Here is a 17,071-nt window from a genome sequence, read left to right as displayed (position 1 = left end):
TTAATGGTAAAAAAAATATTGAATATTTAAATATTAATCATTCAGTTGAACCATTAAGATATTAAGTTTCATTAAGAAGTTAAGCTTAATTTTTCTTAACCTTTTTAAGTTTCGTTAAGTCAAGCTTAATTTTCTTAATATCTTAATGGTAAAAAAAAATCATCTAAAATCTTTGGCAAAAAAAACAACAACCATGAATACATCACCACAAACAAGAATTGCAACTTTCGGAGAATTATTACTCCGGATGAATGTTGCTGATGGAAACCGATTTACACAAGCCAATGAAATAAAAGTACACGTTGGCGGTGCCGAAGCAAATGTTTGTGTATTACTTTCTCAACTCGGCATCCAAACCGATTATATTACCCGATTACCTCAAAATGATCTGGCACAATTAGCTTTAAACGAACTTCAGAAATACAAAGTACATACTTCAAAATGTGTGTATGGCGGAGAACGTTTAGGATTGTATTTTGTCGAAGCCGGAAATCAAATCAGGCAATCGCAGGTTATTTATGACCGAAGCAATTCTTCGTTTGCAACCATTCAAAAAGATCAGATTAATTGGGATTTGGCTTTGGCCGATGCAACACATTTTCATTGGTCGGGAATTAGTCCCGGAGTTTCTAATGAAGCAGGTTTAGCTTGCAAAGAAGCAATTCTGACTGCACACAAAAAAGGAATTCCGATTTCTTCTGATTTTAACTTTCGATCAAAATTATGGCAATACGGAAAACATCCTTCTGAGATTATGCCGGATTTACTTCAATACAGCACAATTACTGTTGCTGATTTAGATGCAATTGAAATTTATTTCGGAATCAAAACAGATAATGCAGCTTCAGATGAAGATCGTTTTCAGAAAACCTTCGAATTATTAAAAGTAAAAATGCCTTATCTAAAAACATTGGCAATGAGTTTTAGAAAATCAGACGGACCGGCACATTTATACAAAGGATTGTTGATCCATGAAAGTAATTTCTACCAAACACAAGAACACAAAATACACGTTGTAACAGATCAAATTGGTTCGGGAGACGCTTTCAATGCAGGATTATTATATGGATTATCCCATAAATTATCCGGACAAGAATGTATCGAATGGGCAACTGCCTCCGGTGTAATCAAACAAAGCATTCACGGAGATTTTGCCATAACAAATGAGAACGAAATAAGTCATTTTATTAAAAACGGCTCAAGTAATAGAATTAATAGATAAAATAAGAAAATGTACAGCATATTAAAAACGCAAGGTGTACTTCCGTTAGTAACACAAATCAACATTGAAACAGCCCAAATAGTCTTGCAATCAGCGGCTGATGCTGGCATAAAAATTATCGAGTTTGCTGCTCGTGCAGATAATGCTAAAGAAGTTTTTAGTCAAATGATAGCTTTCAAAAAAGCGAATAATTTAGATGTAAAAATAGCCGTTGGATCTATTTTAAGCGTAGATGATGCAGAAACGTTTCATCTTTTGGGCGCAGATTGTATTGTTTGCCCTCACACTGATTTAGAAATTGGAAATTATTGCTTTAAAAATAACATTTACTGGATTCCAGGCGCTGCGACTTTAAACGAAATTCTTCATGCCAATAAATTAGGAGCTGAAATTGTAAAGCTTTTTCCTGCCGATAAAATTGGAGGTCCCGGATATGTAAAAGCGATTAGAGCGCCGTTTCCAAATTTAAAAATAATGCCAACAGGCGGCGTAACTTTAGAAGAAAGCAATCTAAAAGCATGGTTTAAATCCGGAGTAGTTTGTGTTGGAATTGGTTCTAATTTATTTTCGAAAGAAATGCTTTTGGATTTAAAATACGAACAATCGTTACAAGCTTTTCAAAATTTAATTGAAGTCGTAGCAAAAACAAGAAACTAAAGTTATGCAAGAAAATTGGTGGAAAATTAATTCCGAAATCCGCATTGACACTCCCTTTTTAGCCGTTTACGAAGATCGTATTCAGCTGAACATTGAGCGTTTGATTGAAGCTGTAAATCGTGAAACTCAAAAATTGAGACCACACATCAAAACGCATAAAATTGGTGAGATTCTGGATTTATTTAAAACTTATGACATTAACAAAGTTAAATGCGCCACCATTGCCGAAGCTGAACTTGCTGCTATACACGAAATTCCAGATGTACTTCTCGCCTATCAACCAGTTGGAGTTAAAAAAGAAAGATGGATTTCATTACTACAGAAATATCCAAATGTTGCTTTTTCGACTATAGTTGACAATATTGATTCGGCGAAAGCCTTAAATGAAAGTGCAGAGAAAAACAACTTGAAACTAACTGTTTATCTGGATTTGAATACAGGAATGAACCGAACAGGAATTTCGATTCATAAAAACTGGAGCGCTTTAATCGATGAAATTATTCCATTAAAAAATATCCATTTTGCAGGAATTCATATTTATGATGGTCATTTAAAAGGCGATGTCGAACACAGAACGGATATAGCTTCGAATCTATTTTTTAGCATAAATGAAGAAATTCAAGCTCTTCAGAAAAAACTAGCTTACGAATTAAAAATTGTTGCCGGAGGATCCAATACATTTCCTTTTTATGCCACTCAAAAAAACGTAGAATGCAGCCCTGGAACTTTTGTTTATTGGGATTCTAATTACCAAATTCATTTACCGGAACAAAATTTCGAACCGGCGCTGGTTATTGTTGGAACTATTATTTCAAAACCAACATCTTCTACTTTTTGTATCGATATAGGATATAAAGCAGTAGCTTCTGAAAACCCAATTGACAAAAGATTAGTAATCTTAAATGACGAAAATCTAATTCCGATTTCACATTCAGAAGAGCATTTAATTATAGAAAATAAAGGAAAAAACGAGTATGCTATTGGCGACACCATTTATGCCCAACCTTATCATGTTTGCCCAACCTGTGCACTTTATGATTCGGTTCAGGTTGTAAATAATGAACATCAAATTTGCGATCAATGGCAGGTTGTTGCCCGAAGCAGAAAAATTAATATCTAGCAGAAGAAAAAGGAGAATAAAGAAAAAAGAATAGAAAATAGAGCGAAGAAGAAAGAGAATAGGCCTCATAATAACACTTGTTGAGAACCTCTGAGCCTTTGGACCTTTGTGGCTTAAAAAAAATACTATGTTTATAATAGACGCCCATTTAGACCTGAGCATGAACGCGATGGAATGGAATAGAGATTTAAGAAATGACGTACCAACTTTACGCCATCTCGAAAAAGGAATGAACGACAAACCAGATCGCGAACGCGCTACGGTTTCGTTTCCTGATTTGCGACGCGGCAATATTGGTATTGTGGTAGCGACTCAAATTGCAAGATTTGTAAAACCGGACAGTATTATTCCGGGTTGGAATTCTCCTGAACAAGCCTGGGCGCAAACTCAGGGACAACTTGCATGGTACAAAGCGATGGAAGAAGCCGGAGAAATAACCGCTATTACCGATAAAAAATCATTATTAAAACAAATTGATTTATGGAATGACGGAACTCCAAACGATAAAAAACCAATTGGTTATATCCTGAGTTTAGAAGGTGCCGATTCTATTATTGATGTTTCCTATTTAGAAAAAGCATACAATTATGGATTACGAGCCATTGGACCTGCGCATTATGGTCCTGGACGCTACGCAAACGGAACAGACGCAACCGGAAAAATGCAACAAAACGGTCTGGATTTATTAAAAGAAATGGAACGTTTGAATATTATTCTGGACGCAACTCATTTGTGCGATGATGCTTTTTGGCAGGCATTAGATCATTACAACGGACCAGTTTGGGCGAGTCATAATAACTGCAGAAGTTTAGTTGATCATAACCGTCAATATAGTGACGAAATGATCAAAGCTTTAGTTTCTAGAGGAGCAGTTATTGGCGGAGCTTTAGATGCATGGATGTTAGTTCCGAATTGGGAAAGAGGCGTTTCGACTCCAAAAGGTACCAATTGCAATCTCGAAAGTGTTTTCAAACACATGGATCACATTTGCCAATTAGCCGGAAATGCGAATCATATTGGTGTAGGTTCTGATTTGGATGGTGCTTTTGGAACAGAACAAGGTCCGTATGATTTAGATACCATTGCCGATTTGCAGAAATTGGTTCTGATTTTTAAAAACAACGGCTATTCTAATGAAGATTTAGATAAAATCTTTCACCAGAACTGGATCAATTTGTTAATGAAGAATTGGGATTAACTAATATGGAAGTCTGCAAAGAGTATCAAACTTGTTTTTTTGCCACAAATTTCTCGAATTGTCTCGAATTTTTATTTTGAAACTACTTAAAAAAACTAGTCCCAAATTGCACAGATTTATGCAGATTTGCTAATCTGTACAATTAAACAATTCGGGGTAATTCGAGAAATTCGTGGCAAACTTTTTTATATTATTTGGGCTTGGTATTCGTCACGGATAGTCATATTAAATAAATACTAAACTGGGAACTGCCTTTTTATACGACTGTAATTTTTCGTGATCAGGATCAACTTCTGTAACTACGTAATCAACCTCAGATAAGTTGGCAATTTTCATTTTTAGAACCGTATCCAGTTTTTCAGAAATAGTAAGAATCGCTGTTTTTTCAGAAGCCTGAATCATTGCTTTTTTTACCTGAACCGTTTCCCAATCAGAGTCTGAGAAACCACCTTCGATATCTAAGGCATTGGTTCCTAATATCAATAAATCGACTTTAATATTCGCCAACTGATTATAGACATCGCCGCTCACACACATTTGGCTGTACGAAGAAATGCTACCGCCAATCATGATAATTTTAACATTGGGTTTGTCCAGAAGTTCGACTGCTGATAAAACAGTAACCGTAAAAATGGTCAAATTCATATCGTCAGGAATCAATCGGATAAATTCGCGAATTGTAGTTCCGCCACCAATTAACAAAACCATACCATCATGAAGAAGACTTAAAGTTTTTTGTGCAATAATTTGTTTGGATTCACCTGCATAAGTTTGATTATTAGTCGAAGAATGGTGATATGCTTTTGTCATCGCACCACCTTTTACTTTAATCAATAAAGATTCAGATTCAAGTTCATTAATATCACGTCTCACTGTATCTTCTGAAACAAATAATTTAGCCGAAAGCGTTTCAAAACTCACACGAGTATGCAAGTTAATCTCTTTTAAAATAAGATTTTTACGTTCTTCCTTAGTGTAATTAACCACTTCATTATCATTATTCATGCAAATTCATTTTTGTTGAAGCAAATGTAAACAATAAATGCAATATTATTGCGAAACAAATTATAATACAATGTAATAAAAAAGTTAATTCACCTATTTTAAAGACATTTAAACACCAATAAGTTTTGCAAAAAAAACGCAAACTCAATTAGAAATCCTAAATTTGTTTAACAACCAAGAAAGCAACCATGCAAAAAAGTATATTTCTCCTTTTGATATTCTATTATTCTTTTGGAAGTGCACAAACTTCCTCCAATAATAATTCGATAATTCCCGCGCCGAATTCATACAAAGCAACTGGAGACAGTATTCGTTTAAACGGACAGGTTAAAGTTGTTTTTGAGAAGAATAAATTCAGTGCTAAAGAACAAAAGACAGCAAACATTTTTGAATCTGCGATAAACTCGAATACATCTAATAAAAAAAGCAATATTGAAGTTTTATTTATTACTAAAAATCCATCGGCATCTCTAAAAAAAGAAGCGTATAAAATTAGTATCACATCCAAAAAAATTACCGTTACCGGAAGTGAAGAAGGGCTGTTTTATGCCGTTCAAAGTTTACTACAAATGCTTCCTAACAAACCAAAAGTACAAGAAGTTAAACTTCCTTGTGTAATTATCGAAGATGAACCCCGATATTCTTACCGAGGTCTGCATTTAGACGTCTGCCGTCATTTTTTCTCTGTTGCTGTTATAAAAGATTTTATTGCACAAATGTCCAGCTATAAGTTAAACAACTTTCATTGGCACTTAACTGACGATCAGGGCTGGAGAATTGAGATCAAAAAATATCCAAAACTAACTGAAGTTGGTTCAAAAAGAGCACAGACTTTAGTGGGGAATAAGTTCGAAAGATTTCCTTATTTTTTTGACGGAAATCCTTACGGAGGTTTTTATACTCAGGAAGAAATCAAAGACGTCGTAAAATTTGCCGAAGCACATTACGTAAATATCATTCCCGAAATAGAAATGCCGGGTCATGCAACAGCAGCAGTTACGGCTTACCCAAATTTATCCTGTTTTCCGGATCGTCAATATAAAGTTATAGAATCGTGGGGCGTTTTTGAAGATATTTTCTGTGCAGGAAAAGAAGAAACCTATACATTTTTAGAAGATGTTTTGACAGAAGTTATGGCTTTGTTTCCAAGCAAATACATTCATGTCGGCGGAGACGAATGCCCAAAAGCAAGATGGAAAGAATGTCCGAATTGCCAGAAAAAAATTAAAGAGTTAGGTTTAAAAAACGAACATGAATTACAAAGTTATCTCACAACAAGAATTGAAAAATTCCTGAATGCAAATGGAAGACAAATCTTAGGTTGGGACGAAATGCTCGAAGGCGGATTGGCTCCAAATGCTGCTGTAATGTCCTGGCGAGGTGAATCCGGCGGAATTAGCGCAGCAAAACAGAAACATTTTGTAATCATGAATCCGGAGCAGGTTCTTTATCTGGATTATAATCAGGGTTATTCGCCACAAGAACCTTTAACAGTAGGCAGACTAATTACCGTTGATAAAATCTACAATTATAACCCAACTCCTGTTGACAGTTTAACGGTTGAGGAGCAAAAATATATCATGGGCGTCCAGTCTAATCTTTGGTCAGAATACATAACGAGTCCGGCTAAATTAAACTATCAAATTTATCCACGGGTATTTGCTTTAGCAGAAATTGCCTGGACAGAACCTAAAAATAAAAATTACAATAATTTTGTTCTGGACAGAATGCCACACCATTTAGAAAAACTGGAAGCACAAAAAAGATTATATAAAGTTCCAACACCTTTTGGCTCGAATGAAACAGCATTAATCGCATCAAAATATATTTTGGATTTAAAACCAACCATTAAAAATGGGCAAATTTTCTATACCATTGACGGTTATAATCCAGATGAAACCGCTGAACTTTACACTAAACCAGTAACGATAAATATTCCGAAAGGCGAATATCGAATTATCAAAACCGTTCAAATCAGTCCAAGCGGACGAAAAAGTTCGATCAATAAAATATTGGTTAGAAATCCGGAATTAAAATCGGCTTTAGCCATAAAACCAACTAAAAAAGGTTTGAAATTTGATTATTTCACCGGAACATTATTTCAACAAGTTCAGGATTTAGAATTAGCAAAACCTGTTAATTCGGGTATTTTTGAAGGCGCTGTAAGCAGTGAAAAATGGAAAACGAAAACAGAGCGTTATATCGGCTTAAAATTCAACGGATACATCTATATCCCTGAAACGGCAAATTACACAATTTCGACGCTTTCAGACGACGGATCGAAGCTTTTTATCGATAATGAATTAGTGGTCAATAACGACGGGATTCATTGGCTCAATGAAGCTTATGGAGTTATGAAACTCGAAAAAGGTATTCATAAAATCAATATCAGTTATTTTGACCAGATTGGCGGGACTACTTTAACGTGTTTTATACAGCAAGAAGGAAAAGAAAAGCAAGAAATAAGTGCTTCGCAATTGTATTACGAATAAAAGCATAAAAAAACGCATTCAACTTAATGAATGCGTTTTTTTATATAAAACTAAAAGTCTTAGATTATCCTTTTAAGCTTGCTGATAAATATTCACGGTTCATACGTGCGATATTTTCAAGAGAAATTCCTTTAGGGCATTCTACTTCACAAGCTCCAGTATTAGTACAGTTACCAAAACCTTCGTGATCCATTTGGTGAACCATGTTTAAAACACGATCAACAGCTTCGATTTGACCCTGAGGCAATAAAGCATATTGAGAAACTTTTGCAGCAACGAACAACATTGCTGATGAGTTTTTACAAGTTGCAACACAAGCTCCACAACCAATACAAGCAGCAGCATCAAATGATTTATCTGCATCGTGTTTGTTAATCGGAATTGTATTTGCATCAATTGTATTACCTGAAGTATTTACCGAGATAAATCCTCCCGCGTGCTGAATTCTGTCAAAAGAACTTCTGTCAACAACTAAATCTTTAATTACAGGGAAAGCTTTTGCTCTAAATGGCTCGATAAAAATCGTATCACCATCTTTAAACATACGCATGTGTAATTGACAAGTTGTAACTCCTCTGTCTGGTCCGTGTGCTTCTCCGTTGATGAATAATGAACACATTCCGCAAATTCCTTCACGACAATCGTGGTCAAATGCTACCGGTTCTTCACCTTTGTTAATTAATTGTTCGTTAAGAACATCAAGCATTTCAAGGAAAGACATATCTGGTTCGATTCCGTCGATTGGGTAATCAACAATTCCCCCTTTATCTTGGGCGTTTTTCTGACGCCATATTTTTAATGTAAGTTTCATAATTTCGTTATGGGTTATAAGTTAAGAGTTAAACGTTAGAAGTCAAACAATAAAATCTTACGATTTTATTTTCTTCTGCTACATCATTTTTGTCTTAGCTAAATAATTTATATATCCATTTAATATTGCTTTGGTTCTTTCGAACCTTTCTCTAAATTGTTGCAACAAATCTTCTTCAATATAATTTTCATCCATTGCTGTTATTACCTGATTTAATGCTTCTGTTAAAGAACCTCGGGCAATTCTACAAAATTGAATATTTTCCTGATAATGATATCTTCCATACCCTTCGGCAATATTATCACTAACAGATCTTGAAGAACGTCTAAGTTGACTCGTTAAGGCATATTTTTCTTCGATTGAAAATTTCGGAATTATATTTTGAGACACAAAAATTCTCAATTCTCTTGCTGCTTTCCAGCATTCTAAATCTTCGAACGACTTTAATGAACTCATAACCTTTAACTCTTAACTTTTACTTGTAGCTTCTTTGAACTAATTTAATATTTTCGTAAACCAGAGCTTCTTTGTGTAATACGGCATCACTTGGTTTTCCTTTGTACTCCCAAGCTGCAACGTATGCAAAGTTTTCATCATCACGAAGTGCTTCTCCTTCTTCAGTTTGGTATTCTTCACGGAAGTGACCTCCACAAGACTCATTACGGTGTAATGCATCTTTCGCGAACAATTCGCCTAACTCTAAGAAATCGGCAACACGTGTCGCTTTCTCTAATTCCTGATTAAATTCGTTAGCGCTTCCAGGAACTTTTACATCTTTATAAAACTCTTCACGTAAAGCAGCAATTTCTTCGATAGCTTCAGATAAACCTTTAGCATTACGAGCCATACCTACTTTATCCCACATGATTTTTCCTAATTTCTTATGGAAATAATCTACAGAATGAGTTCCTTTATTATTGATAAATCTGTCGATTTGATCTTTTACTTCTTTTTCTGCTGCTACGAATTCTGGTAAATCTGTAGAAATTTCTCCCATTTTAATATCCGGAGCTAAATAATCTCCAATAGTATAAGGTAATACGAAATATCCATCAGCTAAACCTTGCATCAAAGCAGAAGCTCCAAGTCTATTTGCTCCGTGATCAGAGAAGTTAGATTCTCCAATTGAGAAACATCCCGGAATTGTAGTCATTAAGTTATAATCAACCCAAGTTCCACCCATTGTGTAGTGAACCGCAGGGTAAATCATCATTGGTGTTGTATAAGGATCTTCATCGACGATTTTGTAATACATCTGGAATAAGTTTCCGTATTTACTTTTCACGATTTCAGCTCCTAGTTTAGTTACTAATGCTTTATCATTAGCATCTAAACCTTTTACAAACGCTTCTTCAGTTCCGTAACGGTTAATTGCTGCAGCAAAATCCAAATAAACCGCTTCTCCAGTTTTGTTAACTCCAAAACCAGCATCACATCTTTCTTTTGCAGCACGAGATGCCACATCACGAGGTACTAAGTTACCAAAAGCAGGATATCTTCTTTCTAAGAAATAATCTCTTTCAACTTCAGATAAATCAGTTGCTTTTTTCTTTCCTTCACGAATTGCCTGAGCATCTTCTTGTTTTGCAGGAACCCAAATACGTCCATCATTACGTAACGATTCAGACATCAAAGTCAGTTTTGACTGGTGATCTCCAGAAACCGGAATACATGTTGGGTGAATTTGTGTGTAACAAGGATTTGCGAAAAACGCTCCTTTTTTATGTATTTTCCAAGCTGCTGTTGCGTTACTTCCCATAGCATTTGTTGATAAGAAAAACACGTTTCCGTATCCTCCAGAACCAACTACTACCGCGTGAGCAGAATGTCTTTCTATTTCTCCTGTAATAAGATTACGAGCGATGATACCTCTCGCTTTTCCGTTCACGATTACAATGTCAAGCATTTCGTGACGGTTATACATTTTTACTTTTCCACGACCAATCTGACGGTTCATTGCAGAATAAGCTCCTAACAATAATTGTTGTCCGGTTTGTCCTTGTGCGTAAAAAGTACGAGAAACCAAAGTTCCTCCAAAAGAACGGTTATCCAATAATCCACCATATTCACGAGCCAATGGAACTCCTTGAGCCACACACTGGTCAATAATATTAGCAGAAACTTCAGCCAAACGGTGAACGTTTGCCTCACGTGCACGGTAATCACCCCCTTTTACAGTATCATAAAATAATCTGTAAACAGAGTCACCGTCACCTTTATAATTTTTTGCTGCATTGATACCACCTTGTGCAGCAATTGAGTGCGCACGACGAGGTGAATCCTGAAAACAAAATGCTTTTACGTTATATCCCTGCTCAGCCAAAGTAGCCGCAGCTGAACCTCCAGCCAAACCTGTACCAACGATAATAATATCTAAATTACGTTTGTTTGCAGGGTTTACTAAATTAATATGATCTTTATAATCTGTCCATTTGTCCGATATTGGGCCGTGTGGAATTTTTGAATCTAATGCCATTATAATTTATATTAATTATTGAAATGATGAAATAATGCAATGATGATGAAAAGTGCCGGTACAATAACCGCAAAACCATAACCAACTTTGCTTAAGAATCTTGAATATTTATTGTGCATCCCCATAGATTGAAGAGATGAACCGAATCCGTGCCAAAGGTGAAATCCTAACAACACAAATGATACACAATAAATTGCCGTACGAATTGGATCATGAAATTTATGAACTAATTCTCCATAATATCTTGTAGCATCCGGAGCTGTACCTGCAATATATTTATAGGTAACTTCAGGAAACCAAAAATCATAGAAATGCAATCCTAAGAAAGCCAAAATAACCAATCCGGAAATAATCATATTTCTAGAACTCCATGAAGCATTTGCAGCTCCGTTGTATTTTGCATAAGCAATTGGTCTCGCAGCAGTATTTTGAGCAGTCAATACAAATCCCATAACGAAATGGAAAATTACTCCGATTGCCAAAACTGGTTGCATTACATATTGAATCAGCGGATTGTATCCCATAAAGTGAGAAGCTTCGTTAAAAACGTTTTCACTAATAATAGAAATAAAATTTAAGGAAACATGCAGCGCTAAAAACGTGATTAAGAATATTCCCGAAAGAGCCATAGCCACTTTCTTTAAGATGGAAGCATTCAATAGTGCAGATTGTGCCATAAGTGTTTAAGTAGTTTGTTTTAAAAAATTAGACAAAAATAAAGCAATTAGACATGAACTACAACCATTTCGTTGTTATTTATAATGATTTTAAAGAGCTTTTGCCAACTTTATTACAAATTATTTAAAAACAACAAAATAGAAATCTTTCGCAAGCCATTTTAACTTAATCCTGATTTTTATATAATTACCAAATTGCTATTTTTTAAAGCTTTTTGACTTCTTTTCCTCAAAAATAAAGTCATGATGAATTTTATTGAACTAAAACAAGTGAATTTTAACAGCATAATTTTACCTTTATCGGCTTCAAAAAAAATCAGAATGAAAACAGGAATCGACGCTATCTCTTTTGATGTAGCCAACATACATTTACCCATCAAAACTTTGGCAATTGCCAGAAATATAGAACCGGAAAAATTAGAAAAAGGTCTTGGATTAATCAAAATGACATTACCTGACGTTCATCAGGATGCGGTAGTTTTTGGAGCCAATGCTTTGACAAAACTTATTCTGGAGAACGAAATAAACCTAAACGAAATTAGTCGGATTTATGTTGGAACCGAAAGCGGAATCGACAGTTCTAAACCTATCAGTTCTTTCTTAATCAGTTTAATGGAACAAAAATTCAGAGAGGATTCTTTGGCTGAATGCGATGTAGTCGATTTTACTTTTGCCTGTATTGGCGGCGTTGATGCTTTGCAAAACTGTATTGATTTTGTAAAACTCAATCCAGCTAAAAAAGCAATTGTTGTTACAACTGATTTTGCAAAATACGACTTGAATTCAACAGGAGAATACACACAAGGCGCCGGAGCTTTGGCAATGTTGATAACTTCAAACCCAAGAATTATCGCTTTTGATGAAAATTGGGCAACAAGTACAAAAGGTGTTTTTGATTTTTTCAAACCTTACAGAACTATCTCAAAAGAAGCAATTACGCAAAACGAGAGCAATGATCCGTGGTTTGACAATTTAGAAGCCGAAATCGAAATCCACAAAGATCAACCAGTTTTTGATGGACAATATTCGAATCAATGTTATATGGATCGTACGCGAAATGCTTATTTTTTATTCAAGAAATTAAAAAATACGACCGAAACTTTATACAATACTTGGAACAGTATTATTATGCATCTTCCCTATTCTTTTCAAGGCAGAAGAATGTTATCTGAGATTTATACTTTAGACAGTGCCGATAAAATTATTGTAGAGAATATCGAACCCGCAGATTATCAAAATAAAATTAAAGAAGTTGGAAAATCAGACGAATACAAAAAGTTTGTAACCGAGAAATTACAACCTGCAGAATTAGCTTCATCTTTAATTGGGAATCTTTATACAGGATCTATTTTCATGGGATTATTATCGACTTTGGCTCATTATTATGATACAAAAACTGAAGTCGCCGGAACTAAATTCGGATTTCTGGCGTACGGAAGCGGATCGAAATCAAAAGTTTTTGAAGGAACGATTCAATCGGAATGGCAATCGGCTTTAGCCAAAGTTAAACTTTTTGAAAACTTAGAAGAAAGCGTAGAAATTGGTCTTGAAACTTATGAAAGTCTTCACAAAAAAGAGCAAAAACAAAGTATCAGAACTCCAAAAAACGAATGGGTTTTAGATCGAATAGAAAAAGAAATCCCGAATTTGATTGGAGCGAGATATTATAAATGGATCGAATAATTAAATCCCAATAAAAAAAATCCAAACTCCAAAATTGGGAACATTATAAAATTAAACCGAAGTTTATCGCTTCGGTTTTTATTTTTACAAGCACAATCTGCAAAAGCTTAATTCCTTAGTTTTTTTTAATACAATCAAATATTTACTAAACTTAGAATTTATTTTTCTTCATAATGTGCTTTTATTTTTTCCAAAATCGTGTAGGTAATCCAAAGATTTCTCTCCTTATTTCTTCTTGCCCAAAAACTGTACATCCAAACTGTAGTTAATTGGGTACTGTATTCGCTTTCACCATTTTCATCAGCATTTTTCTTAATTAACTCTAAAGTTCCTTTTGAAACATATGGCTTAAGCTTATCATAATAAAAGCCAGGAAATTCTTTTTTAGTACCAGAAGTCATAATTCCATAAATTTTATCAAATGAATCTATTTCTGTATCTACAGCTACAGCATTAATATCATCATGACTTTTTATCAGCGCATCTACTAACAAATTTAAATTGGAATCAAAATAGATTTTTTCAGATACAAAAGCATAAATCAAAGGACTATAATTCTCAAATGTTGCTTCCAGGTCTTGATAATTATTCCGTACCATTTTACTTTTCCTGACAATCTCTGAATATTGACCAGAAGAAGAACCCAAATGAATTGACCTTCTAATATCCATAAAAGATTGCCCTTTTTTTAGTCTTAAAAAATCAGATAAAAAAACTCTAAGAAGATCCTCTGTTCCATCCCAGTTATAGTTGCTAAATATTCCTTTTGAACCTACTTCTTTCTCTAATTCAGGATAACTAAATTCCTTTACACCATAATAATCATTCACTCGCGAATCTTGCATTTCCCCATATGCGGCTGCTACACTATCAACAGCAGCAGTTTCTACATCAGAAGTTTCTACACCCGAGGTGCTATCAACAGATATAGCTGTTCCATCGACTTCAGGAACTCTTTTTATACCTCCAATTACATCATTTGAAGAATATTGAAGCGTTATAAAATTTTGCAGTCCAAAAAATAAAGAGCCTCCAAAAATAAGTACCGAAAGAAAAACCATTAAGCCTCCAAGTGGTTTGCTTACTTCAATTGCAGAATCTTTTATTCTTAGGAAAAGACCAATAACCAAACTCGCAATAATTATAATTCCTAAAAAAACAGAAAACCGAACTACAAAATCATAATTTCCATTTATTCCAATTCCAAAACTTAGAAGAACAGAAACAACAGAAGCCAAAAAAACCACACCAGCAAAAATCACATTGGCTAAAAAAGAATTGTACCAAAATTTATCTTCGCTGTCTTTTTCTGAATTGTCATTTGATGAATCAGAATAAATAACCCCCACAATTAATCGCTGAAGTAATATTGAAATTCCCAATAAAAGAAAAGGAGAAATACCAATTAACAATAATGGAACTGCAGAAATTACTGCAAAATCGTTACCGTATTGCACTTTATGAAACACAAGCCCAAATACAGCTAATACAAAAAATTGAATTATTAAAATTATTTTATAAGACTTTACCATTCTGGAATTGTAGTTTATTTGTAATGTTCTTTTATATCTTTTAAAATAAAGGCAATCTCATCTGCGCTGCCATCTTTGTTTCTTCTCGCCCAAAAGCTATAAAACCAAACAATATCAGAATTGTACTGGCTGAAACCCTTAAAAAGCCTAAGTTTTCTAAGCGTATAAGAAGAACAATATTTTTCAAGTCCAGGAAAATACCCTCCAATATTAGGTTCTGTTTCATCTGCAGCATCCATTTCCATAACTCGATAGATATTATTTAGCTTTTCACGATCAGTACCAACATCCTCATAAGTCAACAATAGTCCGTCAACAACTTGATCAAAACCGGCACTTTGATATTTTTCTTCTGAAACTGTACTATAAAAAATCTCTTTATAATTCTCAAATGCAGCGGTAAGTTCCTTAGGACGGTCTTTTAAATTGACCATGTAATTCAACAAGTAAAAATTACCATCATCACCTTGTTGTAAGCTATTGCTAACAGAAATTCTGGTATAGGTAAATTCATCTCTGTATGTGATTTTTTCTCCAAACCAATTTTCCATTACAGTTTCAAATGAAGTAACCAATCTTGATTTGTCTATTTCCAGCGGTTCTTTTTCAATTACTTCACTTTCGTCCTCATCTTCACCTTCATAACTTTCTTCGCCTTCTTCGCTTTCAGTATAATCTTCTTCTACCTCTTCATTTACTGACGGTTTTTTTTCGTTTTTAGCACTATTAAAATCTTCAGAAGCAGTTATGAATTTATCTACAAAAGCGTATTCACCAACAAAGGAAACGCCAATAATAAAAAAACTAAAGATTAAGATCGTAACTGCAAGTGCTTTATTGGTTTTCCAATTAATTCCTACCGCCAATAAAAAAGCCGCCGTAGCCAAACTAATTATAATAACAAGTACAGACCTTGAAATAATCAAACTGTAAAAAAGAATTGACTGATTGATAACAAGTGGCTCTTTACTGTAGACTCCTGCCGAAAAAATAGCGATTCCTGCCACAAGAAAAACATTATTATAAAAAGCAAACTTCCAGAAGTTTTGTCTGCGTTTTATTTTTAAAACTTCTGTTTCATCCTGCTCAGTTTCTTTTTGTTTAATTAATAAACTTAAAAGCGAAAGCAACAATCCGATACCGAAAATTAATACAGGAACCAATTGCCCATAATTAAATTCGTACGGATGAAAATCTCTTATTCGAAGTGTTTTTTGTTCTCTAAAATTGGATAAAATAAAAATCCCTAATAAAAAAACGGGGATAAACTGAAGTAATAATGTGTTTTTAAAAAACTTGGTTTTATTATCCATAATTCAGGCTAGTGGTTGTGTAGGAATTGGCTCAAAACTATTAAAAAAAATTTAACATTTAGAATTAAACTTGATTTTTTGACAGAAAAATATAATTAAATTTAGCTCTCAAATTATTTCTCTGACACAGAATGATTTATAATATTATTCTATTAAAAACAATAACACCCAAATTACGAAACACTTACACTTACTTATATAAAAAAAACGAAGCTTAATCGCCTCGTTTTTCATAAATCAAACATCAAGAAATCAATCCTTTTTATGCTGTTCCGTATAATTCTGATTTCCTTTAATGGCTTGATCGTGTACATTCATTCCGTTTGACATTCCGAGCATAAAAGCGGTTATTATTACAATGAATTTTCTTTTTATCCAATAAAGAAATGGTCGCTTAGATTGCTCTAAACGTGTTTTATTATTTTGTTTATACATTTTGAAAATGATAAATGATTAGACATTATTTTATCATCGTATGCGTTGAAACGCACAAAAGGCTTAGAAAAAACTAAGCGTTGTATAAACTTTTATAATAATTGTTTGAAGTGATTATTTCGTTTACAAAAACAGATTCATTTAAAAATGAGTTTATTTTTTGATAAAGAAATATTCTCATTTTTAGAAAAACCAGAATTTGGAGACTAAAAACAACTGCAAATTGAAGAAATTTTAAAGGAACTAAAAACGAAATCTTAATTGGAGAAACAAAGCGCTTATATGAATATAAACGAGCCTTTTTTATATCTATTTCTGTTTTTAGAATTACACACGAAGATTGATAATAATCGGCAGATTTTGATTGAAAATCTAAAGTAGCATCACTCGCAATCACGACAAAAGCCATAAAGAGCGAGATTAGATATTTTAGATATTTATTCAATTTCG

The 17,071-nt window shown here is 34.0% G+C and carries 15 protein-coding genes; 6 read left to right on the top strand and 9 right to left on the bottom strand.

What is annotated here, in order from left to right; all coding sequences use genetic code 11:
- Positions 1-193 precede the first annotated feature (193 nt).
- The 4 genes from EAH81_RS14565 to EAH81_RS14550 all read left to right on the top strand — a co-directional run bounded on the left by EAH81_RS14565 (position 194) and on the right by EAH81_RS14550 (position 4,197).
- Entirely contained in the window at positions 194-1,222 is a 1,029-nt protein-coding gene (locus EAH81_RS14565) for a sugar kinase (RefSeq protein ID WP_140508322.1), read from the top strand.
- Between the two features lie 9 nt (positions 1,223-1,231).
- Positions 1,232-1,879, top strand: coding sequence for a bifunctional 4-hydroxy-2-oxoglutarate aldolase/2-dehydro-3-deoxy-phosphogluconate aldolase (locus EAH81_RS14560; protein WP_140508320.1), 648 nt, complete (start codon positions 1,232-1,234; stop codon positions 1,877-1,879).
- A gap of 4 nt (positions 1,880-1,883) precedes the next feature.
- On the top strand, positions 1,884-2,999 hold the full coding sequence (locus EAH81_RS14555) for a D-TA family PLP-dependent enzyme (RefSeq protein ID WP_140508318.1): 1,116 nt from the start codon (positions 1,884-1,886) through the stop codon (positions 2,997-2,999).
- Positions 3,000-3,126: 127 nt separating this feature from the next.
- Positions 3,127-4,197, top strand: a complete 1,071-nt coding sequence (locus EAH81_RS14550; RefSeq protein ID WP_140508316.1) for a dipeptidase — start codon at positions 3,127-3,129, stop codon at positions 4,195-4,197.
- A 225-nt stretch (positions 4,198-4,422) separates the two neighbouring features.
- On the opposite strand, the gene EAH81_RS14545 is transcribed toward EAH81_RS14550, so the two are convergent.
- On the bottom strand, positions 4,423-5,202 hold the full coding sequence (locus EAH81_RS14545; protein ID WP_140508314.1) for a DeoR/GlpR family DNA-binding transcription regulator: 780 nt from the start codon (positions 5,200-5,202) through the stop codon (positions 4,423-4,425).
- Between the two features lie 188 nt (positions 5,203-5,390).
- Between EAH81_RS14545 and EAH81_RS14540 the strand changes: the two genes are divergently transcribed.
- Complete coding sequence (locus EAH81_RS14540; protein WP_140508312.1) at positions 5,391-7,694, top strand: family 20 glycosylhydrolase; 2,304 nt, start codon at positions 5,391-5,393, stop codon at positions 7,692-7,694.
- Between the two features lie 64 nt (positions 7,695-7,758).
- On the opposite strand, the gene EAH81_RS14535 is transcribed toward EAH81_RS14540, so the two are convergent.
- The 4 genes from EAH81_RS14535 to EAH81_RS14520 form a co-directional block, all read right to left on the bottom strand.
- Entirely contained in the window at positions 7,759-8,505 is a 747-nt protein-coding gene (locus tag EAH81_RS14535) for a succinate dehydrogenase/fumarate reductase iron-sulfur subunit (protein WP_140508310.1), read from the bottom strand.
- 78 nt (positions 8,506-8,583) lie between these two features.
- Entirely contained in the window at positions 8,584-8,961 is a 378-nt protein-coding gene (locus tag EAH81_RS14530) for a four helix bundle protein (protein WP_140508308.1), read from the bottom strand.
- A gap of 19 nt (positions 8,962-8,980) precedes the next feature.
- On the bottom strand, positions 8,981-10,981 hold the full coding sequence (locus tag EAH81_RS14525; protein ID WP_140508306.1) for a fumarate reductase/succinate dehydrogenase flavoprotein subunit: 2,001 nt from the start codon (positions 10,979-10,981) through the stop codon (positions 8,981-8,983).
- An 11-nt stretch (positions 10,982-10,992) separates the two neighbouring features.
- Positions 10,993-11,658: a succinate dehydrogenase cytochrome b subunit gene (locus tag EAH81_RS14520; protein WP_140508304.1), complete on the bottom strand. Its 666-nt coding sequence runs from the start codon at positions 11,656-11,658 to the stop codon at positions 10,993-10,995.
- Positions 11,659-11,979: 321 nt separating this feature from the next.
- On the opposite strand from EAH81_RS14520, the gene EAH81_RS14515 reads away from it, so the two are divergent.
- A complete protein-coding gene (locus tag EAH81_RS14515; RefSeq protein WP_140508658.1) occupies positions 11,980-13,341 on the top strand; it encodes a hydroxymethylglutaryl-CoA synthase family protein in 1,362 nt (453 codons plus the stop codon).
- Between the two features lie 158 nt (positions 13,342-13,499).
- On the opposite strand, the gene EAH81_RS14510 is transcribed toward EAH81_RS14515, so the two are convergent.
- From EAH81_RS14510 to EAH81_RS14495, 4 genes are all read right to left on the bottom strand, one after another.
- Positions 13,500-14,873, bottom strand: a complete 1,374-nt coding sequence (locus tag EAH81_RS14510; RefSeq protein WP_140508302.1) for a hypothetical protein — start codon at positions 14,871-14,873, stop codon at positions 13,500-13,502.
- Positions 14,874-14,887: 14 nt separating this feature from the next.
- Positions 14,888-16,186: a tetraspanin family protein gene (locus EAH81_RS14505; protein ID WP_140508300.1), complete on the bottom strand. Its 1,299-nt coding sequence runs from the start codon at positions 16,184-16,186 to the stop codon at positions 14,888-14,890.
- A 252-nt stretch (positions 16,187-16,438) separates the two neighbouring features.
- Entirely contained in the window at positions 16,439-16,621 is a 183-nt protein-coding gene (locus tag EAH81_RS14500) for a hypothetical protein (protein WP_140508298.1), read from the bottom strand.
- Between the two features lie 73 nt (positions 16,622-16,694).
- On the bottom strand, positions 16,695-17,066 hold the full coding sequence (locus EAH81_RS14495; RefSeq protein ID WP_140508296.1) for a hypothetical protein: 372 nt from the start codon (positions 17,064-17,066) through the stop codon (positions 16,695-16,697).
- Positions 17,067-17,071: the final 5 nt, after the last annotated feature.

The organism is Flavobacterium pectinovorum (assembly GCF_006438875.1).
Lineage (GTDB): Bacteria > Bacteroidota > Bacteroidia > Flavobacteriales > Flavobacteriaceae > Flavobacterium > Flavobacterium pectinovorum_A.
The sequence above is the reverse complement of the archived record's forward strand: the minus strand, read 5'-3'. Positions and strand labels throughout refer to the sequence as shown.